The organism is Arthrobacter ulcerisalmonis (genome assembly GCF_900609065.1).
Classification (GTDB): Bacteria; Actinomycetota; Actinomycetes; order Actinomycetales; family Micrococcaceae; genus Arthrobacter; species Arthrobacter ulcerisalmonis.
The window spans coordinates 28,319-55,123 of the sequence record NZ_UXAU01000025.1; the positions used below are offsets into that span (position 1 = coordinate 28,319).

22 protein-coding genes and 1 tRNA gene are annotated in these 26,805 nt (G+C 65.9%); 17 read left to right on the top strand and 6 right to left on the bottom strand.

What is annotated here, in order from left to right; genetic code table 11:
- Nucleotides 1-27 precede the first annotated feature (27 nt).
- The 5 genes from PSET11_RS08905 to PSET11_RS08925 all read left to right on the top strand — a co-directional run bounded on the left by PSET11_RS08905 (nt 28) and on the right by PSET11_RS08925 (nt 7,781).
- The gene (locus PSET11_RS08905; protein ID WP_124091747.1) at nt 28-516 is read left to right on the top strand and encodes a PTS sugar transporter subunit IIA; all 489 of its coding nucleotides are present in this window, start codon (nt 28-30) and stop codon (nt 514-516) included.
- 81 nt (nt 517-597) lie between these two features.
- On the top strand, nt 598-1,422 hold the full coding sequence (locus PSET11_RS08910; RefSeq protein ID WP_124091748.1) for an SURF1 family protein: 825 nt from the start codon (nt 598-600) through the stop codon (nt 1,420-1,422).
- Entirely contained in the window at nt 1,419-1,922 is a 504-nt protein-coding gene (locus tag PSET11_RS08915; protein ID WP_124091749.1) for a DUF3817 domain-containing protein, read from the top strand. The genes PSET11_RS08910 and PSET11_RS08915 overlap by 4 nt, the downstream gene beginning before the upstream one ends.
- 74 nt (nt 1,923-1,996) lie before the next feature.
- A complete protein-coding gene (guaA, locus tag PSET11_RS08920; RefSeq protein ID WP_124091750.1) occupies nt 1,997-3,586 on the top strand; it encodes a glutamine-hydrolyzing GMP synthase in 1,590 nt (529 codons plus the stop codon).
- A gap of 127 nt (nt 3,587-3,713) precedes the next feature.
- The gene (locus tag PSET11_RS08925; protein WP_124091751.1) at nt 3,714-7,781 is read left to right on the top strand and encodes a DUF4011 domain-containing protein; all 4,068 of its coding nucleotides are present in this window, start codon (nt 3,714-3,716) and stop codon (nt 7,779-7,781) included.
- Nucleotides 7,782-7,836: 55 nt separating this feature from the next.
- Here the strand turns inward: PSET11_RS08925 and PSET11_RS08930 are convergent, their stop codons facing one another.
- The 3 genes from PSET11_RS08930 to PSET11_RS08940 all read right to left on the bottom strand — a co-directional run bounded on the left by PSET11_RS08930 (nt 7,837) and on the right by PSET11_RS08940 (nt 9,644).
- Nucleotides 7,837-8,565 (bottom strand): RcpC/CpaB family pilus assembly protein, encoded by a 729-nt coding sequence (locus tag PSET11_RS08930; protein WP_124091752.1) that lies wholly within the window; start codon nt 8,563-8,565, stop codon nt 7,837-7,839.
- 68 nt (nt 8,566-8,633) lie between these two features.
- Nucleotides 8,634-8,909: an FmdB family zinc ribbon protein gene (locus PSET11_RS08935; protein ID WP_124091753.1), complete on the bottom strand. Its 276-nt coding sequence runs from the start codon at nt 8,907-8,909 to the stop codon at nt 8,634-8,636.
- A 114-nt stretch (nt 8,910-9,023) separates the two neighbouring features.
- Nucleotides 9,024-9,644: a 5-formyltetrahydrofolate cyclo-ligase gene (locus PSET11_RS08940; RefSeq protein WP_124091754.1), complete on the bottom strand. Its 621-nt coding sequence runs from the start codon at nt 9,642-9,644 to the stop codon at nt 9,024-9,026.
- Between the two features lie 63 nt (nt 9,645-9,707).
- Here PSET11_RS08940 and galU point away from each other — a divergent pair, with 63 nt between their 5' ends.
- The 11 genes from galU to PSET11_RS08995 all read left to right on the top strand — a co-directional run bounded on the left by galU (nt 9,708) and on the right by PSET11_RS08995 (nt 23,299).
- Entirely contained in the window at nt 9,708-10,613 is a 906-nt protein-coding gene (gene galU, locus PSET11_RS08945; RefSeq protein ID WP_124091755.1) for a UTP--glucose-1-phosphate uridylyltransferase GalU, read from the top strand.
- A 4-nt stretch (nt 10,614-10,617) separates the two neighbouring features.
- A complete protein-coding gene (locus PSET11_RS08950) occupies nt 10,618-11,238 on the top strand; it encodes a GNAT family N-acetyltransferase (RefSeq protein ID WP_124091756.1) in 621 nt (206 codons plus the stop codon).
- Between the two features lie 282 nt (nt 11,239-11,520).
- Nucleotides 11,521-12,222: a hypothetical protein gene (locus tag PSET11_RS08955; protein WP_345788821.1), complete on the top strand. Its 702-nt coding sequence runs from the start codon at nt 11,521-11,523 to the stop codon at nt 12,220-12,222.
- Nucleotides 12,223-12,305: 83 nt separating this feature from the next.
- Nucleotides 12,306-12,378: transfer RNA gene (locus tag PSET11_RS08960), tRNA-Ala, on the top strand.
- Between the two features lie 439 nt (nt 12,379-12,817).
- Entirely contained in the window at nt 12,818-13,198 is a 381-nt protein-coding gene (gene yidD / locus PSET11_RS08965; protein ID WP_124091757.1) for a membrane protein insertion efficiency factor YidD, read from the top strand.
- Nucleotides 13,199-13,598: 400 nt separating this feature from the next.
- On the top strand, nt 13,599-14,861 hold the full coding sequence (locus PSET11_RS08970; RefSeq protein WP_124091758.1) for a phosphotransferase: 1,263 nt from the start codon (nt 13,599-13,601) through the stop codon (nt 14,859-14,861).
- Complete coding sequence (locus tag PSET11_RS08975; RefSeq protein ID WP_124091759.1) at nt 14,858-17,167, top strand: lanthionine synthetase LanC family protein; 2,310 nt, start codon at nt 14,858-14,860, stop codon at nt 17,165-17,167. The genes PSET11_RS08970 and PSET11_RS08975 overlap by 4 nt, the downstream gene beginning before the upstream one ends.
- 14 nt (nt 17,168-17,181) lie before the next feature.
- On the top strand, nt 17,182-19,149 hold the full coding sequence (locus PSET11_RS08980; RefSeq protein ID WP_124091760.1) for a hypothetical protein: 1,968 nt from the start codon (nt 17,182-17,184) through the stop codon (nt 19,147-19,149).
- 10 nt (nt 19,150-19,159) lie between these two features.
- Entirely contained in the window at nt 19,160-20,314 is a 1,155-nt protein-coding gene (locus tag PSET11_RS08985) for a hypothetical protein (protein WP_124091761.1), read from the top strand.
- A complete protein-coding gene (locus PSET11_RS08990) occupies nt 20,311-21,303 on the top strand; it encodes a polyprenyl synthetase family protein (RefSeq protein WP_160118977.1) in 993 nt (330 codons plus the stop codon). The genes PSET11_RS08985 and PSET11_RS08990 overlap by 4 nt, the downstream gene beginning before the upstream one ends.
- Nucleotides 21,293-23,299 (top strand): geranylgeranyl reductase family protein, encoded by a 2,007-nt coding sequence (locus tag PSET11_RS08995; RefSeq protein WP_160118978.1) that lies wholly within the window; start codon nt 21,293-21,295, stop codon nt 23,297-23,299. Before PSET11_RS08990 ends, PSET11_RS08995 begins: the two co-directional genes overlap by 11 nt.
- On the opposite strand, the gene corA is transcribed toward PSET11_RS08995, so the two are convergent.
- Together corA and PSET11_RS09005 are read right to left on the bottom strand one after the other, a co-directional pair.
- On the bottom strand, nt 23,277-24,272 hold the full coding sequence (corA, locus tag PSET11_RS09000; RefSeq protein ID WP_124091764.1) for a magnesium/cobalt transporter CorA: 996 nt from the start codon (nt 24,270-24,272) through the stop codon (nt 23,277-23,279). The genes PSET11_RS08995 and corA overlap by 23 nt on opposite strands.
- A gap of 120 nt (nt 24,273-24,392) precedes the next feature.
- Complete coding sequence (locus PSET11_RS09005; RefSeq protein ID WP_124091765.1) at nt 24,393-24,872, bottom strand: Lrp/AsnC family transcriptional regulator; 480 nt, start codon at nt 24,870-24,872, stop codon at nt 24,393-24,395.
- 167 nt (nt 24,873-25,039) lie between these two features.
- Here PSET11_RS09005 and PSET11_RS09010 point away from each other — a divergent pair, with 167 nt between their 5' ends.
- Entirely contained in the window at nt 25,040-26,281 is a 1,242-nt protein-coding gene (locus PSET11_RS09010; protein ID WP_124091766.1) for an MFS transporter, read from the top strand.
- Here PSET11_RS09010 and PSET11_RS09015 read toward each other — a convergent pair.
- Nucleotides 26,278-26,781: an Lrp/AsnC family transcriptional regulator gene (locus tag PSET11_RS09015; protein ID WP_124091767.1), complete on the bottom strand. Its 504-nt coding sequence runs from the start codon at nt 26,779-26,781 to the stop codon at nt 26,278-26,280. The two genes, PSET11_RS09010 and PSET11_RS09015, sit on opposite strands and share 4 nt — an antisense overlap.
- Nucleotides 26,782-26,805 lie beyond the last annotated feature (24 nt).

Genomic DNA, 26,805 nt, shown 5'->3' on the forward strand with positions numbered 1-26,805 from the left:
CTGCACCGCTGATTGAAGGGATGCGCCTTGGCGGAACCACTTGACCCCTATGATGCCGAACTCACCACCCCCGAAATGGTGATTCTGGAACTGGTGGCCACAGACAAGACTGATGCCGCGAACCAGCTGGCTGAGCGGCTTTTCGACGCCGGCCGCATCACTGATCTGCCCGGGTTCCTCCAACACGTAAACGCGCGTGAGCACCAGCTGGCGACAGGCCTCCCCGGCGGGGTGGGCCTGCCGCACGCCCGGAGTGAGTTCGTATCCAGGACCTCGATCGCCGTGGGCATCACCAAGTATGGGCACGCTCTCGATTTCGGTGCCTCGGACGGCCCTGCCACCGTCATCCTGCTCATCGCCACGCCGGCGAGTTCCTTCTCTGATCACCTGGAAGTCCTGGCAACGTTGGCCAGGTCACTCTCCAAGGAGTCTTTCCGCGAGTCCCTTCGGCGCGCCTACGACGCCGAGGTCATAGCGGAGCTCATCAACTCCAGCCTGGTATTTTTCGACCACTGACAGGCCATCCGTGGCACCTTACGTGCCTCGCACCGCAGGGTCGGTTAGTTGTTCTACAACGCTACGAAGTACGGTTAAGACGTGTGGAAAACAGCCCGAAAGCCCCGATGGATCGCAGGATTCATATTCGCGATCGCCATTTCCGGGGTGTTTGTGCTGCTCAGCCAGTGGCAGTTTGGGCGTTCCGTCCAACCCGAAGTGACGGTCAGCCCCACCACCGAGCAGGTGCAGCCCCTGCTTGACACGTTGGCCCCCGGCGAATTTTTTCACGGGTCCGACGCCGACCAGATGGTGTCCGCCTCCGGAACCTACGATCCCAACCGGCAAGTCCTGGTTCCGGATCGCCTGAAGGACGGTGCGTCCGGGTACTGGGTGGTTTCTGCCTTCGCCGTCACCGGTGCCCCGGTCCTGCAGGGAGCCGCCGCAACGCCGCAGACATGGATCCCCGTGGCACGCGGCTGGGTGGCCCACCCGGGCGACGCGGCAGCACCGCCGTCGGGCCTCATTGAACTAACCGGCCGGCTACTCCCCTCTGAGGCGCCGCTGCCTGCCAAGGCGCCAGCCGCGGGGGAGGCCACCGCCGTCTCCGTTGCCGAACTTATCAACAGGTGGAACATCAGCAGCTATCCGGGCTTCGTCTCAGCCACTGCTGAGATATCCGGCGGCAAGGACGTCAGCGCTGCTGCGGTCCCCGGCACCCTCCAGCCCCTGGAAATCGGTCCCCAGCCTCCGGCCCAGAAAGTCAACTGGCTCAACCTTTTCTACTCCCTCGAGTGGGTGGTCTTTGCCGGGTTCGCCCTCTTCATCTGGTGGCGGCTGGTCAAGGATGACTACCAGCGAGACCTTGAAGAACTTGACGACGACGAACCCGCCCCCGAACCGACCCAGCAAAAGGTACAGCCATGATCGAGCCGAAACCGGCATCACCAGCCCCCTCAGCCGACGCCACCGCAGGCAAGAAGCGCCGCTTCGGAGGAACCGAAGCGCAGATCCGTTCTGCCCTGAAGTTTTACAAGGTTCTGGCCTACCTGACCGGCGCCATGCTGCTTCTGCTGTGCGCCGAACTTATTGCCCGCTATGTCTTCGGCCAGTACCTCTTCGCCGGCGGGACTGACGCCCTGACCGGCCAGCCCTTCGGTTTCGGTTTTGCCAGTGCGGAACCCCCGGCTGTCCTGGGCGGAGTCAACCTGTCCATCGCGGTGCTGATCGTGCACGGGTGGATGTACGTGGTGTACCTGATTTCGAACTTCCGACTCTGGACCTTGATGCGCTGGCCGTTCCTGAAAATGATCCTGCTGGCATTGGGCGGTGTGATCCCTTTCCTGTCGTTCTTCGTGGAGAAGAAGTTCCATGCCGAGGTTGAAGCGGAACTGGCGGCGAACCCGCAGGCGCCCCAGCGCTACTGAGCACCTGCGTTCGCTCGGTCACAGCGAAGCCCCTGAAGGTGCGCCAGTATGTGGACGCAACGTAGGCTAGTGGGGTGACTACTCCCACTGCATCCCAGACTTCCCAGAAGCCGGTGCTGGTTGTTGACTACGGTGCCCAGTACGCGCAGCTGATTGCCCGCCGCGTCCGGGAAGCGAATGTGTATTCGGAAGTGGTTCCGCATACCTACTCCACCGAGCAGCTCCTGGCCAAGAATCCCGCCGCGATCATTCTCTCCGGCGGCCCGTCAAGTGTGTACGCTGACGGCGCTCCAACGGTGGGGGCGGACCTCTTCGAGGCAGGCATCCCCGTCTTCGGTATCTGCTACGGCTTCCAGGCCATGGCCAACGCGCTCGGCGGTAAGGTCGACAAGACCGGCCTGCGCGAGTACGGCTCCACCGAGACCACCCTCCTGGGTGAGGGCCGCTCCGTCCTCGAAGGCATGCCGCAGCACCAGAACACCTGGATGAGCCACGGCGACTCCGTGCACGAGGCACCTGAAGGGTTCGAGGTCCTGGCTACCACGGCAGGCGCTGAAGTTGCCGCGTTCGCCAACGAAGAGAAGTGCCTTTACGGGGTGCAGTGGCACCCCGAGGTCAAGCACTCCGCCTTCGGCCAGCAGGTGTTGGAGAACTTCCTGTTCAAGGGCGCCAAGCTGGAACCAAACTGGACCACCGGCAACATCCTCGAAGAGCAGGTGGACCGGATCCGCAAACAGGTGGGCGACGCCCGCGTGATCTGTGGACTCTCCGGTGGCGTGGACTCTGCCGTGGCCGCCGCCCTGGTGCAGCGCGCCGTCGGCGATCAGCTGACCTGCGTCTTTGTTGATCACGGACTGCTCCGCGAAGGTGAAGCCGAGCAGGTGGAGCGCGACTACGTGGCCGCCACCGGCGTCAAGCTCTACGTGGCCAACGAACAGGAACGCTTCCTGTCCGCCCTGGCGGGAGTCAGTGACCCTGAGACCAAGCGCAAGATCATTGGTCGCGAATTCATCCGCGCCTTCGAAGAGGCTGAACGGGCCATCATCGCCGAAGCCGCCGCGGATGGCGAGAAGATCAAGTTCCTCGTCCAGGGCACCCTGTACCCTGACGTCGTCGAATCCGGCGGCGGTGAAGGCGCAGCCAACATCAAGAGCCACCACAACGTCGGTGGCCTTCCTGAGGACCTCCAGTTCGAACTGGTGGAGCCGCTGCGGGCACTGTTCAAGGACGAGGTCCGCGCTGTGGGCGCCCAGTTGGGGCTGCCGCAGGAAATTGTCGGCCGCCAGCCGTTCCCCGGCCCCGGCTTGGGAATCCGGATTGTTGGTGACATCACCCAGGAGCGGTTGGACCTCCTCCGTAAGGCTGACGCCATTGCCCGCTTCGAACTGACTAAAGCTGGTTTGGATGACGACGTCTGGCAGATGCCGGTGGTACTCCTGGCAGATGTCCGCAGCGTCGGAGTGATGGGCGACGGCCGGACCTACGGGCACCCGATTGTGCTCCGGCCCGTCTCGTCCGAAGATGCCATGACGGCGGACTGGTCGCGGCTGCCGTACGATCTGCTTGCGCGGATCTCCAATCGCATCACCAACGAAGTTGAAGGTGTGAACCGTGTGGTTCTTGATGTGACAAGCAAACCGCCGGGAACCATCGAGTGGGAATGACGCTCTGATTGGCTGGCCTCCGAAAGGAGGCCAGCCAATCCTGTTTTCGGCCGGAAACGGTGCAAAAAGCGGCCCGCCAGTGTTGCGGTCGCTCACGTCCGGCGCTGAAGCGGCTACCCTCGAAGGTATGCCGGTATGGTCCAGGGCGTCTCGTGTTAGCGCAGAAAAGAAGGCAGAAGTGTCAGTTGGTCAAGGCCACCCGGAAAGCTCGGAGGAGCTCCGCAAATGGCTTTCAGGGCTCAAGCCCGTCACGGGTGCAGACACCATGCTGCGGTTTACCAAGACCCCTGAGGGATCCATTGACCTGACGCATGCGCATCCGTCTGGCCTCGCCCAGCTCATGGCTGGCCGCAAGACCAGGCTCTCCACCCTGATCCGCGACAGGCAACAGTACGTTGTTGCAGCCCGCGCCTCACGGAACATTCGCTCCAAGATTTTCGAACTGGCCAACGATCGTGGCATTGACGCGGGCTACCTTTCGGCCGGGACCGTCGTCTGGACCTCTGCGGTGGGCGGCAAACCCCAGCGCATCTCGGCTCCCGTCATGCTGACGGCTATTTCCTTGACGGTACGCCCCGGTGAAGACGACTTCGAGCTTCAGTTGACGGAGCAGGCCTCCATTAACCCGGCACTGGTCCGGCACCTTAAAACCACCCACGGGATCGTCTTCGACGTCAACGCCGTAACCCGGCTCGCGTACAGCACCGCCCGCTTCGACCCGCAACCTGTTCTTGACCGGTTGTCGACGTTGATTGCACCCATCCACGGCGCCGAGGCCCAGCACAACCTCCTGGTGTCCACGTTTGCGGACCTTTCCGGGAACCTTGATGATCCTTGGATCAATGACGCCAACCCGCTGGTGGCTGCGCTTGCCACCGCAGCCGGTGGCGAAATGGTGGACGTGGTGGCACCTGACCCGGCACGCTTCGCGGCGCTGGACAATCGTGAGCCGCAGGACGAATTACTGCTCCTCGACGCGGATGCGGACCAGCAGTACGTCCTCGACGCTGCCCGGGCAGGCGACTCGATCGTGGTCAGCAGCCCGCCCGGCACCGGACAGACACAAACGGCCATCAACACCATCGGCACGTTGGTGGATGCTGGCAAGACAGTCCTGGTGGTGGGGGACCGGCGAGCCAGCCTCAATGAGGTGGCCGGCCAGCTCGACAGCCTCGGCCTGGAGTCGATCCTCTTCCAACTTTCCGGCAACGTCACGGCACAGCAACTCAAAAGCCAGCTTGTCCGGGCGATTGTGCGGAACGAAAAGTCCCTGGAACCGCAGCTGGCGAACCTGCACAGCACCTTGGTGGAGCATCGGCACGCATTGATGGACCATGTGGCGTCGCTGCACAACGTCCGCGACCGCTGGGGTTGCTCGCCCTACCAGGCCATGCAGTCCCTCGCCGAACTGACCTCCATCCACCCGGCGCCCGCCACTACCGTTCGGCTCAAGCGCAGCGTCCTGGACAATATCCGCGACCGCGAAGAAATTGCTGGCCGGTTGCGCAGGGCAGCCGAGCTGGGCAGCTTCAGCAAGACATCCACCACCAGCCCGTGGCATGGTGCACGGCTCTTGAACCGCAAGGAAACCGAGGAAGCCCAGGAGCTGGTCGGTGCTGTGGCCAAGAGCCTGCCCGAGCTTCGCGGCCGGATGAACGCTGTGGCCGAGCACGCCGAGATTCGGCTGGGGGATTCGCTGGCCGAGTGGGGTGAGCAGCTTGAACTGCTCGTTGCCGTCCGCGGCAGCCTTGATAAGTTCACCCCGGACATTTTCGACCGCCCGGTCACCGACCTGATCTCCGCCACCAGCTCTTCGTCGTGGCGGAAAGAGCGCGGCATTGAGATGACCTCCATGCAGCGCTCGCGCCTGCGTCGGGTGGCTAAGGAATATGTGCGCCCAGGCGTACACATTGCAGACCTGCACACGTCGCTAGGACTTGTGCAGGACCAACGCGCTCTGTGGGCTGGGTACGCTACGACGCAACGGCATCCCACCGTTCCATCAGGGCTGGCCGAGCTCAAAGTGTTGTACGGCGATGTGGAGCGGCAGCTCGGCCAGCTGGGCTTGGCCCTACGGCATACGCCTGATGGCGGTGAGCTGTCCACTGCCCACTACAAGGAGCTGATCGCCAGGCTTGAACTTCTGGTGGAGGACGCTGACGCACTCCGTACGTTGCCCGAACGGACGTTACTGGTAGAGAGCCTGCGCGAGCACGGACTCGCCGAGCTGCTGACCGACCTTGCTGACCGTGAAGTCCCGGCAGAATCTGTGGCCGCGGAGCTCGAACTTGCCTGGTGGCAGTCAGCGCTCGAGGCAATGATCAGCGGGGACGACTACCTGGCCATGTCTGATGGCGATGCCCTGCGTCAACTTGAAGCCGAATACCGGTTGGCTGACAACGCCCACGTGGCCAGCGGTGCCGCCCGGCTTCGCTGGGATCTTGCCCAGCGCTGGCGCTCGGCCATCACCGCCCAACCTCGCCAGGCGGACCTCCTTCGCAGCTTGTTGAAGGACGGTCGGGTGTCGCTGGCGGCGCTCAGCGCCCAGGCCCCCAACCTGATGGGAACCCTGGTTCCCGTGTGGTCTGTCAGCCCGTATCTGATGACGGGGATGTTGCCGGCCGAGCAACGCTTCGACGCGGTGGTGATTCTCGATGCTGAGGCGACCTCGCTGCAGGCGGTGCTTCCCGCGATTGCCCGCGCCGGGCAGGTTATTGCGTTTGGGGATGCCAAGATTGCCTCGCCCCGGATGTTCACCGTTGGGGTGGAGCGTCTGGCGCCGGGAGACTCCACGCACCAGCGGGTGGAGAGCGCTTTCTCTGCCCTCTCGGCTGTGCTTCCCGTGTGGGCCCTGAACTTTGTGTACCGCGCCGTTGACGAGGATCTGATCCTGCAGTTGAGCAGGAACTTCTACGACGGCGGGCTCCGCCGGCTGCCGGAAGGCCAGTCCGCCACCGGCCTGGACCGCGCGCTCTACGTTGAGTACCTGCCGGACGGTACTGGGTTGCCCAGCGCCGATCACGAGGGTGTGGAGTCGGTGGTTGCCGAGGTTAACCGGGTGGTGGAGATGGTCTTTGATCATGCCCGCCGCCGGCCACGTACGTCCTTGGCCGTAGTCACGGCCAGCCTGCGCCACGCTGCGCGGATCGGCGAGTCCATCCGTTTGCAGCTTCCGAATCACCCCAGCCTTGCCGGTTTCTTTGGCGCCGGCCCGGAGTCCTTCCGGGTGGTGGACTTGGAGCGTGCGCAGGGCTTGGTACGAGACCACGTAATCTTCTCGCCAGGATTCGGCCGGACTCCACATGGCCGCGCCCTGCACAACTTCGGGCCGCTCTCGGCTGAGGGCGGTCGGGAGAAGTTTGCCCTGGCCATGACGCGGGCTCGCCGCTCCATCCACGTGCTGACGTGCTTCCGCCCGGAAGACCTGGATCGCACCCGGTTGACCCACGGCGCAATTGACCTGTTCACGCTGCTGGACCGTGAGATCGCCGGCAACACAGATCTTGGCACGCCTGCCTCGCGGGCCGCTGCCAGCGAGCAGGCTTTGGGCGCCGATCCGCTGGTGGCCGACCTCGGTGACCGGCTGCGGGCTCGGGGTGCCCGAGTATGGCACCAGTACGACGGCGTGATCGACGTGGTGGCGGCCGCTGACCCACTCGGGTCCATGGGGAACGACGAGTTCCGGTCCAACAGGCCAGTAGCCATCGAGTCTGACGGCACCGCCCAGTACCGCAGCATGAGTGTGCGGGAACGCAGCCGGCTCCGGCCGCAGTTGCTGGAACGCCTTGGCTGGCAGTATCTTCCCTTGTGGACCATCGAGGTCTTCACTGATCCTTCGGCGTGCGCGGACAGAATCGCCAGCCATCTTGGCCTGGAGAACCTGGTCCAGGCGGGCCGGGTAGCGGATCATGCTGGCTTCCTTGACGATGATGTTGATCAGGCGCTGAATGGCATCAGCGCCAACAACCATGGACAACGGGCCGCTGGCCCCAGGAGTGAGCAGGCGAGCACCATGACGACGGATAACAAGACGACCCCCGCAGCGGAGACCCCGCAGGCTCCTGCCGTGGCGCGCAGCGAGCCGGCAGGCATCCTTCCCAACAAGGCTGCTGAAGATGATGCACAGAGCTGGGGCGACCGTGGCGAGGACCATGACGCTTGGCTGAAGGAGCAGAAGCCGCCGCACTGGGGCTGATGGCCACCTCCGGTCTCGGCTTCATAGCGGGTTAGAGGGGCTCGGATTAGGGTCATCAGGGCGGCGCCACCAGGACGAAGAAGAGCTTGCCGCGGGTGGATGCCCCAGCGAGCTGTGGCGCTTGTTCGGCGGTGGCTGCCACCACCAGCAGGCCTTCCGTGTCCGAGGTCCCGAGCCATTGGCCGCCCGAGCCGCCTTGGGCGGAGGTCCACAGCACAGGAACATTGGTGGCCAAGACGTTTGATGGTCCTTGCGCGCTACTGCCGTCGGTGCTGGTCAGGACGATGGTGACGCGTTGGCCGGGGGACACCAGCTGGATGGATGCTGGGTCGGCCAGACGCAGCGGCACGGCAGAGGTGCCGGCGACCGTCCCCGCCAGCAGGCCCGGACCCAGCAGTTGGCTGTCGGTGAGCAGTTGGCCCTTTCGAGCGGGAGCAGCAAGCTGCTTGCCCGCCAGAAGGCTGGCATCGCGGACATAGCCACTTCCCGCCAGTTCCAGCGGAACCCGGATGCCGGCAATATCCGAAGCCAGCAAAGTTGTCCCCGCCGGGAGGTCGCGGGATGCGGCCAAGGCCAGCACCGTCGGCTCAGGGGCCGGAGTCAGTTGCTGAACGGTGACGGCTGCAGCAGCGCACAGGAAAAGAGCAGCCCACAGACGGCGGTTGCGTGCCAGCCAGCGAAGGAACGGCCCGGCCGTCAGCTTGGAATTGGGGCGTGCCGGGCGGCGGGGACCGAAAGCCCGGACGCCGGGATTACCGACACTACGAAACCGTGGGGACGTCATGCCTCACGGTAGGCGGCCAGACCTGCCCGCAAACAGGGAGCGAAAGTCCTATGTGGACAACGCCGGGATCAGCTGGCCTTGGCCGCCGGCGCTGGGGCCGCTGCGGGGGTGCTTGCTGGTGCCGCCGGCGCGCTGGACGGAGCAGCCGAAACGGTGCTGCCTGCGCCGGAGCGTGAATCGGTGCGGTAAAACCCGGAGCCCTTGAAGACCACGCCGACGCTGTTGAACTTCTTGCGCAGGGTGCCGCCGCATTCGGGGCAGGTGGTGAGGGTGCTGTCAGAAAACGACTGCACGATGTCGAAGGCGTGGCCGCAATCCTTGCAGGCGTAGGCGTAAGTTGGCACGGTGCTCCTCCTCGTGGGCAAAGGTAAGGTCCTGTAGCTCACGGGAAGTCCGTTAGCAGTCACAGGGCCTGAGTGCCAATTCTAGCACTCCTGGCGATTTGCCAAGGGGAGCGGTCACTCCGTCTGGTCTAACCGGTGGAGCCCCGATGGAGTCAGCACATTCGGTACCGGTCGATCCAGCGGCTCGGCGGGAATGCTGCGGGGCGGCAGAAGTTCGGCGTCGAAAACGATCGCGGCCTGCGCCACTTGGCTTCCCGCCGTCGTCAAATGCGTTAGAAAGACGTCGTAGTAGCCGCCGCCTTGGCCGATGCGGTTGCCCGACGCATCCACAGCCGTGGCTGGCAGGAACAAGACGTCCGCGGCTGCGGCCACCGCCGTCGGCTGCGCGGGGCCGACTGGCTCGTCGATCGGTGCGTACCTGCTGCGCGTGAAGGCAACACCGGGCGTCCAGTGCACCCAACTCAGTTCGCGGTGCGGTTCGCAGACGGGCAGCAGGACCTGGTATCCGGCGTCGTGCAGGGCCGTCAGCAGCGGTTGCGTGGGCGGCTCCATGCCGACGCTCCAGTAGGCACAGACGGTGGTCCCGGCGTCGAGATGCTGCGCTCGGAGCCACGCTAATCCGTGGTGGGCAAGCCCATTGCCTGCCACATCGAGGTCGGCCGCCGATCGGGTGGCCCGCTGCCTGCGGTGCGCGGCGCGGATCTCCTCCTTGGCCGCCGCCCTTGCATCTGTCATTTCTGGCCCTTCATGCCTGCGCTGGGATTACTGAATGCCTGCCGCTGAGGTTAGATTAGTCCCGTGACTACCAGCAACCCCAGAGTTCGCAAAGCCGTGATCCCCGCTGCAGGGTTGGGCACCAGGTTTTTGCCCGCCACCAAAGCGATGCCCAAGGAAATGTTGCCGGTGGTGGACAAACCAGCCATCCAATACGTAGTGGAGGAGGCTGTGGCCGTCGGGCTGAACGACATCCTCATGATCACCGGGCGCAATAAGCGGGCACTGGAAGATCATTTCGATCGGGTTCCGTCCCTGGAAACGACGCTGGCGGAGAAGGGCGATGAGCGCAAGCTCGCCGCCGTCCAGGCCGCCAGCCAGCTTGGCGACATCCACTACGTCCGCCAAGGTGACCCCAACGGCCTGGGCCACGCCGTTCTCCGCGCCAAGCAGCACGTAGGCAACGAAGCCTTCGCGGTACTGCTGGGTGACGATCTGATCGATGCCAGGGACGAACTCCTGAGCACCATGATTGAGGTGCAGGCGCGAACTGGCGGGTCCGTCGTCGCCCTCATTGAAGTTGAGCCGTCGCAGATCAGTGCCTACGGCTGCGCTGATGTGAAGGTTATCCCGGGGGAGGACTACGTCCGTGTGGCGCGGCTCGTGGAGAAGCCCTCGGTCGAGGAAGCGCCGTCCAACCTGGCCGTCATCGGCAGGTACGTCCTGCACCCGGCCGTCTTCGGGGTCCTGGAAAACACCGGGCCAGGCCGCGGCGGCGAAATCCAACTGACGGACGCGCTCCAGGAACTGGCCACGGCCGACGGCGATGGGCGCGGGGTCTACGGCGTGGTCTTCCGGGGCCGCCGCTACGACACGGGAGACAAACTCAGTTACCTCAAGGCCTGCATCCAGCTGGCGGTCGACAGCGAAGATTTGGGCTCCGGCCTTCGTGAGTGGCTGCCGGGCTTCACAGCCGGGCTCTCCAAGTAGCGTCATGCGGCTTGGTCCCATCTGGCCGGTCACCCTCGAATGTGGTGACTTGGTGCTCCGGCCCATCAGGTACCGGGACAAGGGCGAGTGGACGGCCGTACGCGGCCGAAACAACGAGTGGCTGGAGCCTTGGGAGGCGTCAAACCCGGAACCGGGCGGGGCCCTGCCGAACTACCGGCAGATGGTCCGTTCGCTGAATTCACAGGCCTCTACGGGCACTGCCTTGCCCTTCCTGATCACTGAGCGGGGCCCGGCCCGGGCAGCTCCGGCGATCGTGGGGCAGTTGACGGTTTCGTCGATTGTGTGGGGCTCGGCCAAGATGGCCACTTTGGGCTACTGGGTGGACCAGGAGCGGGCCGGCCGGGGCATTGCCCCCACCGCGGTGGCGCTCGCCACGGACCACTGTTTCCGGACGTTGGGGCTGCACCGGATGGAGATCAATATCCGGCCGGAAAACGGGCCAAGCCTCCGCGTCGTGGAGAAACTGGGCTTCCGGGACGAAGGCCTGCGTCCCCGGTACCTGCATATCAACGGGGAGTGGGCGGATCATCGCAGCTTCGCGCTGACGTCCGAAGAGATCCCGGCGGGGCTTCTGCATAGATGGTTGGCGTCCAGAGCGGTTTAAATCCAATGAATTGCGAGGTCAGGCACGACACACCGCATCCAATGCGGTGGCTGTTGCCATCCTGCTCATACGGTTTTGAGTGTGGACTTTCCCCTTAGCAGCTCAGTGATCCTTACGGCTGCCGTTGCACTGTGGTTGGTGTGGGTTGGTCCGTACGTTTTGCGGAACCGGCGGAGCCAGTTTGTCCCCGTCCTTGAGGTTCCGGCTGAGCCCGCTTTCGAAGAAACTACGGCCCCCTCAGCGGGTCTTGTACTGAATGTTTCCGCCCGGCAGGAGAGCGTCATGGAGAGCAGGACGAGTGGTGGCCCGGCCGCGGGTAACCCACCGCAAGGTCAATTCCGGATCCGCTATGGCCGAACGGGCATCGCCCTGATTGGCGTGCTGGCCTTGGTCGTGGCGCTCATTTCCGGCGCCCTCTTGCCGTTCGGTGTGGGGCAGCCCGCGCTGCCGCTGATCTGCCTACTTCTTGGCGTGCTGGCGGTTGTGGGTCTGCGGCGGCTCGCGGTCCGAGATCGTGCCGCGCGAGTGAACGCCGCTTTCCGGGAGGCGATGGCGCCGGCCCCGCGCCAGCAGTCGCAGAACCGCGCTGAAACGCTCGACGCCGGCAAGGCGCCCTCGGAGGAGCCCCCTTTTGATGCGGAAGCGGACCGGCACGCACCCCGGCCGCTGACCGCCGTCGACCTCCGTGAAGCCGCAATGGCGGTTGCCGTGGCCGCGGGAGACCTTCCCGCAGCGATTGCTCCTGCCGGCCCGGCCAATACGCCGTGGGAGCCCGTGGAAGTTCCGAAGCCCGTCTACGTGGAGGCGGCCAAGGCCGAGCGCGCCGCGCCCGCTCCGCTGGAGCTGCCCGAGGCGCCGAAAGCCGTGGGCAAGCCGCTGCTGCGGCAGGGCGCAGTTGCGTCGGCCGCCCCGGCCGTGCAGCCCGCCAAGGCCAGCAGCGCCCTGGGAAACCTCGACGACGTCTTGCAGCGCCGCCGCGCCTAGAACCTTTCGGGGTGCTGGTTTGGCATCACGGCCGAAAATTTGTAGCCTAGGGTCACCGGTTCCGGTTTCCTGTAGCAACATCAGGGGCTATAGCTCAGTTGGTAGAGCGCTTCGTTCGCATCGAAGAGGTCAGGAGTTCGAATCTCCTTAGCTCCACACCCCAATAATCCCCGCCAGTCCGCCGAAGTAGCGGCACCGGCGGGGATTCTTTTTGCCCGGATTCCGGCGGCGTGGGACAGCCGTGTGGCAGACTGCACCGGCTGCTAATGGCAGGAGCACGTGCACGCCAGCTCCTCGGCCATGAATTCGTAGTCGGGCTCGATGTCCTCATACCTCGGCGGATCTTCACGGCGGTCCTCTTGTGTCATGGGTGGCATGGTACGGACTAGGTCCGACTTAAAGTCGGGTCGCCAAAATGACCCGCAGAGGCCCGCCAGATCGGGGGAACCAAGAGCCGCCGAATGCGCCCTCCAAAAGACCACGAATGAATTAGCGCGGGGGATGGACAAACCCATCGCGCAGGGCCACTATGTCCCTTGCAGGCCGTCATCATCAGGTCCTCAGAACCCGAAATGAGCCTGCTTGAGGGGGCTCCATGGCAACCTATGCCGTGCATGGGCACGGGCGCACGCAGGCAGGTCAGTGGCTGGATTCAGTCATGGGCTGGGCTGCCTACGCGGCCGTCAAGGTGCTCATCCGGATCGCCCCCCGCCCCAACACCGAGTATCCCCAACCCGCGGGTGCGCACCGTTGGAGCCGCCTCCCGGTCACCTGGTTTGTGGGCGCATACCAGCGCTCACCCCTGCGTGATCGGCTCAAGTCGGAAGGCCGGCAGTGCGTGTACCTGCCTTCCTGCACCGAGTACGCCGAACGGGCTGTGCTCACCTACGGGTTCTGGCGTGGCCTGATGCTCACCGGTGACCGTTTTCGGAGATGCTCCGAGGGCGGGCACGGGAGCTACGTCGACTTCCCGTGAAACAACATCACCTCTCCAGATGGAGCCATCATGTCCCCCGAGCCATCGGACGCATTCAGCCAAAGTGAGTTCAGCAAACGCCTCAGCAACGCAGCCGCCACCACCGGCACCAAATCACTGCGTGGCTTTACCCTCGGCAAGAGTCCCACAGACGAAAATTGGCGGCTCTACCTCAACCTCGACCTGACCCATTATTTCGAATTCTCGCGTAAGGATGCGTCCACGCCGAGGAAATCGAACCTGGCAAGACGGTGGTCTGGCTCAACAGCGGCGCGCAGATCACCGAAACCACCTCACGGTCGCTGCCCGTGGAATTCCTGCAGGGCCAGGTCCGGACTGGGTTTTTGCGCGGACTCTCAGGCCTCAACAACCTGATGGCGTTGGACTCTGAAGGCTGTCCGTGTTCAGGGTGCGCGCATTGCACCACGTCCTGTTCGTCCCTCCCGGGCGGCAGCTCGGTCGGGCTCAGCTGCGGCTGCTGATCATGGGTGTGGGCGTCAACGTCCTCGAAGCGGCCGGGGCCGTAGCGAGCACTGCCGAGGAGATTTTGCCGCACCCGGGCGCGGCAGGGCTCCTTGGTGCCGCGGACGCCGTCGAACTCCTGCTGTCCCTGGACCTGCTGGCGCCCGCAGATCTCGTCGCGGGCCTGAGCGTCAAGGACGTGTCGCGCCGCAACCATAATTACCGGGTGGAAAATAGCGGCGGCCGTTCCTTCCTGATCAAGCAGGCCAGCGATCCGGACAAGGCACGCACCGTGGCCAACGAAGCGCAGGTGTACGGACTGCTCGCCGGCCAGGCGCCACCCACCGTCAAAGCCGCCATCCCTGAACTGGTGCGCTACTTCGAGCCGGGGCTGCTGATCCTTGAACTGGACGCCGCCGCGGTCAGCCTTGCCGCCCACCACCGCACCGTCCGCCGGTTCCCGCCAGCGATCGCCGCGGGCCTCGGGCGCACGGTTGCGGCCCTGCACGGGCTCGACGGCGGGACCATCCGGACGCTCGCGCCGGTAGCCGACGGTCTCCCGCTGGTTTTCTCCTTCGACCGGCCAGACGTGACGGTGTACTACGGCGCCAGTGGAGCCAGCCTGCCCCTGTTCACCGCGCTCCACACCATGGGCGACTTCGCGGACCGGTTGGCGGACCTGCGAACCGAATGGACGCCGCAGTGCTTGATCCACGCTGATCTGCGGTTGGACAACTGCATCCTCCGGCCGGCGGAGCGGGTCCGCACGGGCAAGCACCTTCGCCTGGTCGACTGGGAGATGGCCATGTGGGGAGATCCCGCCTGGGATCTTGCTACCGTCATCAGCGAGTACCTGTCGCTCTGGCTCGACCACGCCCCGGTCAGTGAGGACACTCCACCCGAGCGGTTCCTTGATCACGGCGTCTTTGCCTTGGACCGATTGCAGCCCAGTGTCCAGGCGTTCTGGCGGGCGTATCGGGATGCCAGAACTGGCATCGAACCGGCAACCGAGGTGTGGGACCGGGCGGTCCGGTTTACGGCAGCGCGGCTGGTCCAGACCGCCTACGAGACCAGCCAATACCTGAGCGAACTCTCCGGACAGGTGGTGCTCAAACTCCAACTCGCCCACAACATCCTGGCGGACCCGACGGCTGCCAGCGTCGTCCTGCTCGGCGTCCCGGCCGGCGGCGGCGAACCGTGACCAGCCAGCGCGGCGCCTTGGACCAGGTGGCCACCGCCGTCGAAGCGACCACCATCATCGCGGATCACGGCTTCGCCTGGTTCGGCAAGCGCCCGCCCCGGCTCCCCGGCCACCTGCTGCGCGCCCTCGACCCGCCCGTACGGCGAAAATACCTGGTGGGTGCCCTGGCCGAACACCTCTACTCCTACTTCTACGTGAAGGGTTACCCCGCCCCCATGCATTGGGAACCGGCCGACGCCGGCGGCCGGGACAGCGCCTTGGTGGACCGGCTGCGGCACGCCAACGCAGGAACCGGCACATGGGAAAGCGGTTGGCAGTCCGTCGCGTCCGCGAGTGCATCCAACACAGCGGACGACGCCGAGACGCACCTGGACCGCGACGGTATCCGGCTCGCGGTCCGCAACAAGGCCCTGCTCACCGGGGGCGCTCCCGGCCCGGTGTCGCTGCGGCTGCCGAACGAGCTTCCGGCCAGATCACCCGGCCATTACTTTGCCCTCTCTGATACGCCTTGGACGACGGGGACGGACATTGTCCGGGTGTACTGGAACTGCACTCCGCGTGGGGCAGTGTCCTTGATGGCGGACCTGACCCGCACGCTCAACCGGGAGCAGGTCCCGTTCCGGTTCAAGGTCCTGGACGAACCAGGGTCCTACCATCGGTGCGACGCTGCGGTGCTCTATGTGGGCGCAGACGATTTTGCGCGCATCCGGCCGCACCTGGCCCGAGCCCAAGAGAACTCTGCGGCTGAACTCCATCCCGCAAGCCCGGTCTTCACCCAGCCGCTCGCGCCAGGAGTGTCGCTGGCCGAGGACGTGGATAACGGCAGGTCCTTCGGAATGCACCGTTGCACGGCCCTCGCCGATGGCCTCGTCACGGCAGCGAGCGCTGGCGCCCCCCACCGAAACCGCATGGCCACCGTCGCCAGCCACCTCGACCAGGCCGGCATCAGCCTGGCCACGCCGCATCTGCGTCCGGGCTCAGAACGCTGCTACCAACCCTTCGTAGCGACCACCGCCCGGCAGCCAGCGGTATCGACCGCTCCACTGCGCCGCCCACAGCAGCTCGCCAGCTTCCGTGACGAGGCGCTCAGCATCGGCGCGGAGTTGCTCCGCAGCGCGCAGTGGGACGGGGACCGGTGTACGTGGCTTGGTTCCGTGGTGCCAGCGGGCGACAACAAAGTCCTTGCCACGCTCGGCCCCACCCTGTACGACGGGCTGGCGGGCGTGGCGCTGGTCCTCGCCCAATTGCACGCGGCCTCGGGGGAGCCCCAGTACGCTGACACGGCCCGCGCGGCGCTCCGCCAGGCGCTTGCCCTGGACGCCGCCGCAGCGGCTGGAGCTGCCGGACTCTTCGATGGCAGCTGCGGCCTGGCGCTCGCGGCCGCGCACGTGGGTGGAATGCTCGACGACGGGCCGTTGCGTGCCGAGGCCCGTCGCCTTGCGTCGTCGGCGCTTGAGCGGCCTGGCACCCAACTGGACCTCATCAGCGGGGTGGCTGGCAGGATCTTGGCGTCGCTGGAACTGGCGCGATTGCTGGCTGCCCCGGAACTGGTGGACGCGGCAGCACTGTTGGGCGGGACCTTGATTGCCGCTGCGACGCACGCTGGTGACGGTCTTTCCTGGGGGACTACCAACCGCTCGCGCGAGTACCATCTGACGGGCCTATCGCACGGCACCGCCGGCGTGGCCATGAGCCTGATGGAACTCTACGGCGCCACGGGCGAGAGAATTTTTCGCGAGGCAGCGGAGCGTGGGTTTGGCTACGAACGGCAGTGGTTTGACCCCGGCGAGGGAAACTGGCCGGATCTCCGCGAGACCCAGGTATCCCGTTCCGTAGGTGGCGGTGCGCTCGCCTACTCCACCTACTGGTGCCACGGTGCACCAGGGATCGGCATCTCCCGGATCCGCGCCTGGCAACTCACCGGGGACGCACGGTACCGCGAGGAGTCGCACACCGCACTGGCCACCACCAAGGCGTTCGTGGCCGGCATCGCCACCACGGACGGAACTGACCAGTCCATCTGCCACGGCCAACTGGGCAACGCCGCAGTCCTGGCGTACGGCAGCCTGGCGTTCGGCGTCGACTTCCCCGGCGGCGCCGATGCCGCTGCAGGTGTGGCGGCCCGGGGCATCACGCGCTTTGGTGCTGGCGGCCGTTGGCCGCTGGGAACGCCAGGCTGGAATCCCAGCCTGATGCTCGGTACCGCTGGTATCGCGCACGTCCTGCTCTGGCTGCAGTACCCTACCGGACCCCTCGTCCTCATCCCCGGCGGTGCGGCAGCGCGGCCGGGATTCATCACCACCTGATTCAGGAGGAAACCGTGCCCGGAATAGCAACCCACTTCACCATTCTGGACCTCACCCTGGAACGACTTAACGCCTCGGGGGACCCAGGACTGCAAGCCATCGCCACGGTGATCAACGCCAACCCGTCCTACGCCTACCTTGGCGCGATCGGGCCCTCGCTGGCCGATTTCATGCCGGCAGGCAGGGCCGAGGATTTCAATAATGACCCCAACGCCTACGCCTTCGTCTGGAAGCAGATCTTTGGCATCCTGGGCGGCGACGAGGCGCGTTTCCCGGGCAGCGGCCTGGGCCTCCATGCCGTGCTGGTCAAACTGCGAAGGATCCTCAACGAACTCTCCGCCGTGGCCGACGCCGAAGACTGCGACAGGCTCAAGGACATCCGCGACGGCAACGTTCCCGGCGTCAGCATGGGCGACATCGAACAGACAGCCATGGACTTCGCCACCGTCATCTCAAGCCTGGACCCGGCCTCGAGTTCCCTCATCAGCACGATTTCGGACAGCATTACCGGCAAGCTGAAACCTGCTGTGGACACGGCCGCCGTGACCGATCCCGTCCCGCCGCCGGAGGCGTGGCATGCCCGCGAATATCTGCACTGGCGCAACACGGGAAAGTTCGTTGACGCACTGCTGGCCACCGCGGAAACCAACGACGACGATCGGCTCCGGGCCTACGCCTTCGGCTACCTGGTGTCCTACGCGGCAAATGTCAGCGGCGCACCGTTCGTCAACTCGTGCGTGGGTGGGCCGCACCGCACGCAGTGGTGGCGCCGACGGTTCACCCAGAACTTCATTGATGCCTGGGTTTTTGGCCGCTACCGGCAGTCACCTCGCCCGGTCGCCGCGGACATGCCCACCCCGGCCTACACTCAGTGGCCATCGCTTTGCGCGGCCAACCTGCAACAGCGCATCGAGCTGCAGCCGATGGACCCCGCCTCGCTGCTGGTGGACGTCAAGAAGAACCGGGATCTGCCCGCGAACGTCCTGCCGGATGACTTCGCGGCTGCCTGGTTCACGGCCTTCCAGGCAGCAAATCCCGGCGCCCATCCGGCAGGAATTGCCGTAGAAGAGCTCAACCAGGCCTACCAGATGACGTGGTTGATGCTGTGGTTCCAGACCAGCGGGGAAATAGTTGGCTGTAACTTCAACGGACCAATGGCTCCGCCCGGTGACTGCGGAACCCAGCCGGGCGCGCTGGATCCCTTCATCCCCGGTCCGGGCGGGGGGCCCAGCATGCCGCCCAGCTTTGACTCTGACCTGGAGGACACCGCTGCCAAAGTCTGCGGCATCATCCTGGCCATCCTGGGCGGGCTGTTGCTGCTGGGCGGCGGATTCATTGGCGGAGCCGCGGCCATTGCCGGTGCCGTGGCCCTTCTGGACTGCTCCAACGTGGTGGAGTGGCAAAAGCTCAGGTGCCAACTGTTTTGGTACAAGATGTACCTCTACAACGGCCTCAAGGGTATGAATGAACTACTGGCCCTTACCGGTTTCTCCTACCCTTACCCGGAAATGCTGGCCGAGGACCAGATCGTCTCTTCGACCCTGAGCGGCTTGCCGTTCGAGTCCGGCCGTAATCTGGTCAAGTCCCGGAACAGCAAGGAAGAATATCCCTCCCGGCCCTGGGACGGTGGCCTGCTGTCCTTCAACCAGCGGCCAACAGCGTCCAATCCGGGGTTCGAGAATCCGCGGACCGTGGGGTACCGGACCGAGGCCTATCCGGACTTCTTCATCGACGATGACCTGAACAACCCACTTTCCAACGGTGCTGTCCGTGACCCTGGCCCGTTCCCCGTGCAGGTGGATGCCGCCGGTAACGCCGTGCAATTTGGGAATGCCGTGGCCAACGCCGTCGATCTCTTCGCCCACCTGGGCGACAAACGCCCCGAATGGAACCTCGACGGCGACCGGGGCACCGCGTTCTCCGTCTGGCAGTTCACTGGGGGATACGATCCCAACGCCGTCGCCATCGACCCGGTTCCCTAAGGAGCGCGTCATGAAACTACAGGCAGACAGGTGGGACGGCATAGGACTCCAGGGCGACGGTGAGAAGCCTGGCCGCGCTAACGAGGATCCTCGGATCCTCCAGGCGTGGCGTCAGCACCTCAAACGCCGCACACGTTCCTACACGCCGTTCCTGGTGGTGCCTTACGCTCCGGTAGCGCCGCTGGTGCCCGGTGCCACCACCGATCAAGGCAGGGTCCGGCCCGTCCCCGGCGGGCAGGCCTACTGGGCATCGCCCTACATATTGGTGGAGAACAGCGGCGGCATCAGCTACACCGGCCGCGCCGGCGAGAACAACTTTGTGCACGCAAGGGTGTTCAATTTTGGTAAGGCGACCGCAGCGCCAACCCAAGTCGATTTCTACTGGGCGGACCCGTCGCTGGGGCTTGGACCGGCGTCGTTCCATCACATTGGGACGGAATGGGTGGAGATCCGGCACGGTGCCTCCTTGGATGTGCGCTGCAGTACCGCGTGGGTGCCCACGTTCCTGAACAACGGCCACGAATGCCTGATGGTCAACACCAGCAACCCCACCATCGTCTCGGGCCTGGGACCTACTCCGGGGCCCTTCGACCCCATCCAGGCGCCCTTCTCACCGGTCTTGGACAGGCACGTGGGCCAGCGCAATATTGCCGTGCTGCCCGCCCCGATGGGCGAGCCCATGGAGATCATGCTGCACCTGACCAACGTGCTGCCCTTCGCCGCCACCATGGCCGTGACCGCGCGGACGGCCTGTTTCGACGTTGACCCCGACGTTGTGAAGCAGCTGGGCGAGGTGAACGTGGTGGCAGGCCTTCTGGGCCTCATGGATCACCGCAAGATCCCGGCGGAAGCTCCGGTGCGCCTGCTTGATGCGGACACGTGGGTCAAAGCCGAAGTGGGAGACCTCGTGGACGTCCTGCCAACCGCCAAGAACCGGCGGTTTGCGGCCCGCCTGGTGGAGCACCTCCCGGCCGGCAACGGTGACCTGAAGGACCTGGCAGTGGTGTCACGCGCCGAGCTCAAGGCTGGCGAACGGCGTCAGCTCAAAGTCAGCATCGGTGTTCCGGACCAGCTCAAGCCAGGCCAGTTCATCGTGGCAGACATCGGCCAGGCCTGGGACGGCAGGATGCTGGGAGGTTACGTTGTGGTGGGAGTTCTCAGGTGAGTGCGCCACCCACCTCCCGCCAGCCGGTCCGGGACCTTGGCGCCGTGCTTGACCAGGTGTCCAAGGCGGTGCTGGCCGCGGCCGCCCACTGCCTGCCGGAGGTAGACCAGACCGTCGTCTACCTCCCCGCAGTGGCTGGCAAAGGGGTGCGGCCGCGGATGACCATCCTGGCAGCAGCGGCCGTCTCTCCAGATGGGCCGCCGCCGGTGGAGTTGGCCGCCGGGATCGAACTCCTTCACCTGGCCACGCTGCATCACGACGATGTGGCAGACCAGGCGCCCCTCCGGCGTGGCCAGCCCACCATCGCAGCACTGCGGGGCAACCGGGCCGCCACCTTCGCCGGTACCTACCTGTTTGCCAGGGGTACCGAGCTGGTGGCCCGGGCCGGCGAACCGTTCGCCCGGGCCGCTGCCGCCTGTACCGCTGCGCTCTGGCGCGGACAAACCAACGAACTCGTCAGCGCGTACCGGACCGACCGGACCGAAGCGCAATACCTGGACGTCATCAGCGACAAGACCGGCTCGCTGATTGGCCTGGCCTGCTTCAGCGGGGCCATGGCGGCTGGCATGTCGGTGACGGATGCTGCGGGCTGGGATCGGTTCGGCAAGCTCTGGGGCTCGGCCTTCCAGCTCGCTGACGACATCGCTGACATCACCAGTTCCACCACCAGGTTGGGCAAGAAAGCAGGCACCGACGTGCGCGAGGGCGTCTACACGCTCCCGGTTATTTTGACGCTCGCGGCGGGCGGCGACCGTGCCCGGGAGCTCAAGGCGCTCCTGGGCCGGTCCGGGCTCTCCGCTGAAGAAGCCCGGCAGGCCGGGTTCTTGATCCTGGATGGCCCGGGCCCGGCCGGCGCGCGGGCAACCCTGGTCCGGCTCACGGACGCCGCCCATGACGGCCTGGCCGCGCTGCCGCCGTCGTGGTCGCGGGACCTCCTCCACACGATGGTGGACGATGTCTGGCTCCGGGTGGCACAGCATGCGGCGTGATCTCGACGTTGACGTGGTGGTGGTGGGGGCAGGTCCGGCCGGCTCGGCAACAGCGGCAGCGCTTGCCGCGGCCGGGCACAGCGTCCGCGTCCTGGAACGTTCGGTATTCCCGCGGGACAAGGCCTGCGGCGACGGATTGACCCCTGCCTCCATGCGGGAACTGACGTCGCTGGGCCTGGCGCCAACGATGGCAGCCTACGCGCCCGTCCGAGGCACCAACCTGATCCTCGATGGGACGGGCGGGACGCACCACGCCCCGATCATAGATCCCGGCAGGGTTGTACCCCGCGCCGAGTTCGACTTGCTCCTGAGCCAGCGCGCCGCGGCGTTGGGGGCCGTGGTGCAGCATGACGCCAAGGTGACAGGGCTGACGCGCGACGCCGACGGCCGGGTTTCCGGGGTCACGTACCAGTGCGGTGCTGCGTCCCGGACGGTGACGTGCCGCTTCGTGGTCGCGGCCGACGGCGCCACCTCAGCGATTGCCAGGACCAGCGGCTTGTCCCGGCGCGGAGATCGCATGGGCTTCGCCGTTCGCGCCTATATGGACCACGTGCCCGGGGCGGGGGACAATTTCCACGTCTTCATTCCCCTGCGCGATCCGGCCACCGGCTGCACCCTCGCTGGCTACGGTTGGGTTTTCCCGGAGGCGAACGACGCAGCCAACATCGGCGTCGGCATCCTCAGGACCCGGCCTGAAGATAAGGACGTGAACCTCCGCACGGTGTTCAACCAATTCTGCGCGAGCCTGGTGGCGCGGCAGCCGCAGTGGCGCGGAATGGTCCAGCGGGGTCCCCTGAGCGGCGCGCCCCTGCCCTGCGATTTCGACGCCGATCGGGTCGCCGCCGGGGGAGTGGTGCTGGTGGGCGACGCCGCCCGGCTGGTGGATCCGCTGTCCGGGGAAGGAATCGACACGGCCCTTGAGTCCGGCGCGCTCGCTGCACACGCCATCAGCGAGGCACTGAACTGCGGTGCAGAGGACGTGCCCGGCTACGGGGCCGAACTGGAACGCCGCTTCGGCCAGCGGATGCGCGCCGCGTGGTCCCTGGTCAACAACCGCGAATTCGTGTGGGGCGTAGCCAGCGACACCGCCACCGTGGACCGGCCGCTCTACCAGGCGGTGCGCAGTTCCATCTTCTCCTACCAGCGCCCCTCGAGACCCCCCGAAGTCCCGGCCACGGGAGTGGACCAGTGGCTTGCCGGCCACGGGCTGCGCGAGCCGGTGGCCGCCGTCGAGCAGGCCCTGGAATCCATGGCGGCGGATGAGCTCCCCATGCTGCCAGCCGCCGTCGGTGCCTTGGAAAATCGTGCCGCCCAGCGCGTCCGGACGGCGCTGTTCCTGCTGTGCGCCGGTGCCGCACCGTCAACCCGGGAAGCAGGGGATGGCCCGCATCAGCTTTCCGTGGCCACCGAACTGGCCTGCCTGGCGCTTGTAGCCCACGAGGATGTCCTGGACTCCCCAGCGGACGGGCACGCATCCACCCGATCTGCCAACCGCTTCGCTGTCTCGGTGGGGGACTTCCTGCTGTTCCGCTCGTTTGAGCTGTCCGCGCAGGTGGGGGCCGGCTACGTGGAACTGATGAGCCGTGCCAGCGCCGATGTCTGCGCCGGCACGCTGCTTGGCCTGCACCGCGGCACCAACGAAGCCGACGACGTGGCGCTCCTGCGCACCGGGACCCTCTTCGAACTCCCGGTGCTGTTGGGGGCACGCTGGGCTGGCCGCACCGACAGTTTCACCGCCGCGGCCGCGGCTGTGGGGCGCGCCCTGGGCCTGGTGACTGCGGCCGCCGGGAGTTGGCGCTGCGGGCCGGCCGACGTGCCTGCCGCACCTTCGAGCTGGGACCGGGCAAACCACGCGCTGACCGATGCCAGCGCGGGCCTCCCGCAGGACACCTTCGGCAGGTCCCTGCGAGCGCTCGCGGACGCCTACCGGGGCGACCTATTGATGAGCTCAGAGGATTCCGCCGCAGCGATGCTTACAGCCAGCCCTTCTTCTTGAAGATCGCATACATGCCCCCGGCAATGACCACCATCAGGCCGAGGGCCATGGGGTAGCCGAAAGCCCAGTGCAGTTCGGGCATCTCCTCGAAGTTCATCCCGTAGACGCCGGCCACGAAGGACGGGGCAAAGAGAATGGCGGCCCATGAGGAAATCTTCTTGACCTGTTCGTTCTGTTCGGCGCTGACCTCGTTCTGCCGGTTTGCCGTCAAGGTGCCGTCGAGGGTGAGCGCGTTCTGCAGGATGTCCCGGAAGGAATCCGCCCGGGAGATGACCCGCTGGACGTGGTCGCCCACGTCACGCAGGTTGTGCTGCAGCTCGGCCTCGACACCGTACTTTTCGAATCCGCGCCGAAGCTGTTCCAGCATTTCCGGGAGTGGGTGGATGGCTCGCTGGAAGTGGATGACTTCCCGGGCAAGGTCGTAGATGCGCCGGGAAACCTGCGAATCGCCGCTGAAGAGTTGGTCCTCAATTTCATCGATGTCGTTCTCCAGGCCAGCAACCACGGGGGCATAGTCATCCACCACTTGGTCCAGGAGGGCGTAGAGCACCGCCTCGGGACCGTGCGCCAAGAGGTCTGGCCGGGATTCCAGCCGGTGCCGTACCTTGGCCACGCCTGCCATTTCCGCGTGCCGGACGGTCACCACGAAGTTCTTGCCCGTGAAGATGTGCAGCTCACCGAACTCCACGGTCTCCGTGGCGTCGAGGTAACGGGCCGGCCGGAGCACGGTAAACAGGTTGTGGTCATAGCGTTCCAGTTTGGGCCGTTGGTGGGCCGAAATCGCGTCCTCGACAGCCAGTCCGTGCAGGCCGAACTCTGCGGCCACCGCGAACATCTCCTCGCGGGTTGGCCGGTACAGCCCGATCCATGCCATCCCGCCGCAGCTGGCCAAGACCTCTGAGGTCTGTTCCAGCGTTTCCGGTTCCGTGTGCCGCTTGCCGTCTACGTACACGGCGTTGTCGATGATAGTCATGGTGGTTCCTTGTGCAATCACGGTTGGTGGTGCCGGGGTCAGCGCCCAAGCCGGTCCTCGGTTCGAATCCTAGCCGCCCGGCCCCCGCGGGCCGCTCAGGCAGCACTCAGCATGGGCGCTTCAGTTCCCTGCCGCCTTGACCAGGCCGCTGATGAGCGGCTCCGTGCGGTAGGGGATGTGCGTGTGGAGGGCAAGGACGGTCTCCGTCCGGATGACGCCCTTGATGCGGAGGACCTGGCGCAGGGCCGCCTGCAGATTGTGCGTGTCGGTGGCCACCATCCGGCACCAGACATCTCCGCGCCCGGAGATTTCGTGGACCTCCAGCACCTGGGCGATGGTGCGCAGGGCGGACACCACGCCGTCCAGTTCCCGGTGCGAGACCTCGATGGTGATGAAGGCGACGACGTCGTACCCCACCGCTTCGAGGTCCACCTCACGCCCGCCGGGGTTCAGGACGCCCGCCCTGATCAGCCGCCGAACCCGGTTCTGTGCCGTGTTCCGGGCCACCCCCAACGAGTCGCCCAGCTCGCTGATCTGGATCCGCGGGTCTTGGATCAGGGCCAGGAGGATCTTGAGGTCAGTGGCATCCAGACTGTTCATTTCGGCACTCCTCAGCGCTTCGTGGGCACCAAATTGATACTTATGCTCAATTCTGCCATCGAATTCACTTCGATCCAGCAGGTTTGCCCCATTCTGGTGCTATCAGATTCACACTCCGGCCGGGCGCCCACAAGGTCCACCCCGCCGGGATCAATCAAGGCGGCACCATGACAGTCTTCAGCGAACTCAGGATGCGCCCCGCGCCCGCTTCGGCCGTGCGCGGCTGGGACGCCTCCACCACGGCGCGACTAGTCATGGCCGGGACGGTCATTTTCGTGCTGTTGGTCGGGGCTAACCTGGCCACACCGCTCTATCCACTGCTCCAGATTCAGCTGGGACTCTCCAGCCTGGCCGTGACGGCTGCGTTTGCCAGCTACGTGGTGGTGCTGGTGGCAACGCTCATGCTGGCCGGCCACTGGTCCGACCACATCGGCCGCCGCGCCGCGCTCATCCTGGCAGTCCTTGCCGGCCTCGTTGGGGGGTGGGTCTTTGCCGAAGCAACGTCCCTGGCGGCACTGTGCGCCGGCCGAGCCTTGCAGGGCGTCGCCGTGGCATTGGCGACTGGAGCCAGCTCGGCAGCGCTGCGCGAATTGCTCCCGTCCCGGCCGGAGTGGGCCTCCCGCTTCACCTTGCTGGCCTCAGCCGGTGGGGTGGCTGCCGGGCCCATGCTTGGTGGCGTCATGTCCCTGCTGCCGAACCACACCGCAACGCCGTACTACGTGCACTCCCTGCTCTTGGCGGGGCTGCTGGTGCCCCTCTACCTTTTGCGGGCACGCCCGGCCATCAAGCCGCCGGTTCCGTCCCGGGCGTTCCAGGCTTTGGCGCCACGGCGGCCCTTCGTTTCCCAATCGGCGCGGGGAGCGTTTTGGTTGGCCTCCGGCGTCGGCTTCCTCAGCTTCGCGGTGTTCGGCTTTTGCCTGTCCCTGGCGCCCGGCTATTTCGCCGAGGTCCTGGGTACCGATTCGCGGCCGCTCATCGGTGTCCTGGCTGGGCTCACACTGGGTGCGTCCGCGCTGAGCCAGCTTTTGGCGGTGCGCGGGCGCTGGGTGGTCCCGGCGGGTTTGGCAGTCCTGGGTGTTGCGGTGATCCTGCTGGGTGCCGCTGGTGCCTGGCGGAGTCCGTGGCTGTTGGTGGTCGCTGCCCTCGCCGCAGGTGTGGGGCAGGGAATCGCGTTCCGGACAGTGTTCAACGATGTTGCCATGAAGGTGGAAGCCGACCGGCACGCGCAGATCGTGAGTACCGTGTACGTCATCACCTACCTGGGCAGCGCTGTTCCGGTGCTCGGCCTGGGCTGGGCCACGGCACAGTTTGGGCTGGAGCCAGCCGTCCTGGGGTTCGTGTCGCTATGCGGCGCTGCAGCCTTGCTGCTGGCCGCCGGCACGTTCCGGAGCGTGCTCCGCAGCCGTTAGACCGGGAGCGGACCGCGGTTGCCCTGGATGTGTTCGAACACCAGGGTGGTCTCGGTGTGGCCCACCACGGGATCAGTGGCCAGATTATCCAACACCCAGTCGCGGAGGTCCTCGGTGGTGGCCACGGCGATGTGGAGCAGGTAGTCCACCGAACCCGAGGTGTGGAACGTGGACAGGACGGCGGGCAGCTGCGGCACACGGGCAGTGAACCGGTCAATCTGGTCCCGATCATGGGCGCGCAGCCGGACGGCCACCAGCGCCTGGACCGAGCGGCCCACCGCGGAAAGACTCAGCTTGGCTTCGTAGCCTTGCACAATGCCGCGTTCGGACAGTGCCCGGGTCCGCATCAAAGCCGTGGAAGGGGCAATTCCCACGAGCTCGGCGAGTTGCTTGTTGGAGATCCTGGCGTCTGCCACCAGCGCGGCGAGCAGTCGCTCGTCAATGGCATCCAAAGGCTCCAGGGGCTGGACCGGACGGCCATTCCTTGCGTTCGTGCTCACTGCAGTTCCTTCCACACACGTTTC

Excerpts from the sequence above, each read along its gene's own strand:
- PSET11_RS09005 (WP_124091765.1), bottom strand. The coding sequence starts at position 24,872 with ATGAACAGTCTGGATGCCACTGACCTCAAGATCCTCCTGGCCCTGATC.
- PSET11_RS08930 (WP_124091752.1), bottom strand. The coding sequence starts at position 8,565 with ATGACGTCCCCACGGTTTCGTAGTGTCGGTAATCCCGGCGTCCGGGCT.
- PSET11_RS08950 (WP_124091756.1), top strand. The coding sequence starts at position 10,618 with ATGCGGCTTGGTCCCATCTGGCCGGTCACCCTCGAATGTGGTGACTTG.
- yidD (WP_124091757.1), top strand. The coding sequence starts at position 12,818 with ATGGCAACCTATGCCGTGCATGGGCACGGGCGCACGCAGGCAGGTCAG.
- PSET11_RS08955 (WP_345788821.1), top strand. The coding sequence starts at position 11,521 with ATGGAGAGCAGGACGAGTGGTGGCCCGGCCGCGGGTAACCCACCGCAA.
- PSET11_RS08925 (WP_124091751.1), top strand. The coding sequence starts at position 3,714 with ATGCCGGTATGGTCCAGGGCGTCTCGTGTTAGCGCAGAAAAGAAGGCA.
- corA (WP_124091764.1), bottom strand. The coding sequence starts at position 24,272 with ATGACTATCATCGACAACGCCGTGTACGTAGACGGCAAGCGGCACACG.
- PSET11_RS08915 (WP_124091749.1), top strand. The coding sequence starts at position 1,419 with ATGATCGAGCCGAAACCGGCATCACCAGCCCCCTCAGCCGACGCCACC.
- PSET11_RS08995 (WP_160118978.1), top strand. The coding sequence starts at position 21,293 with ATGCGGCGTGATCTCGACGTTGACGTGGTGGTGGTGGGGGCAGGTCCG.
- PSET11_RS08940 (WP_124091754.1), bottom strand. The coding sequence starts at position 9,644 with ATGACAGATGCAAGGGCGGCGGCCAAGGAGGAGATCCGCGCCGCGCAC.
- PSET11_RS09010 (WP_124091766.1), top strand. The coding sequence starts at position 25,040 with ATGACAGTCTTCAGCGAACTCAGGATGCGCCCCGCGCCCGCTTCGGCC.
- PSET11_RS08985 (WP_124091761.1), top strand. The coding sequence starts at position 19,160 with ATGAAACTACAGGCAGACAGGTGGGACGGCATAGGACTCCAGGGCGAC.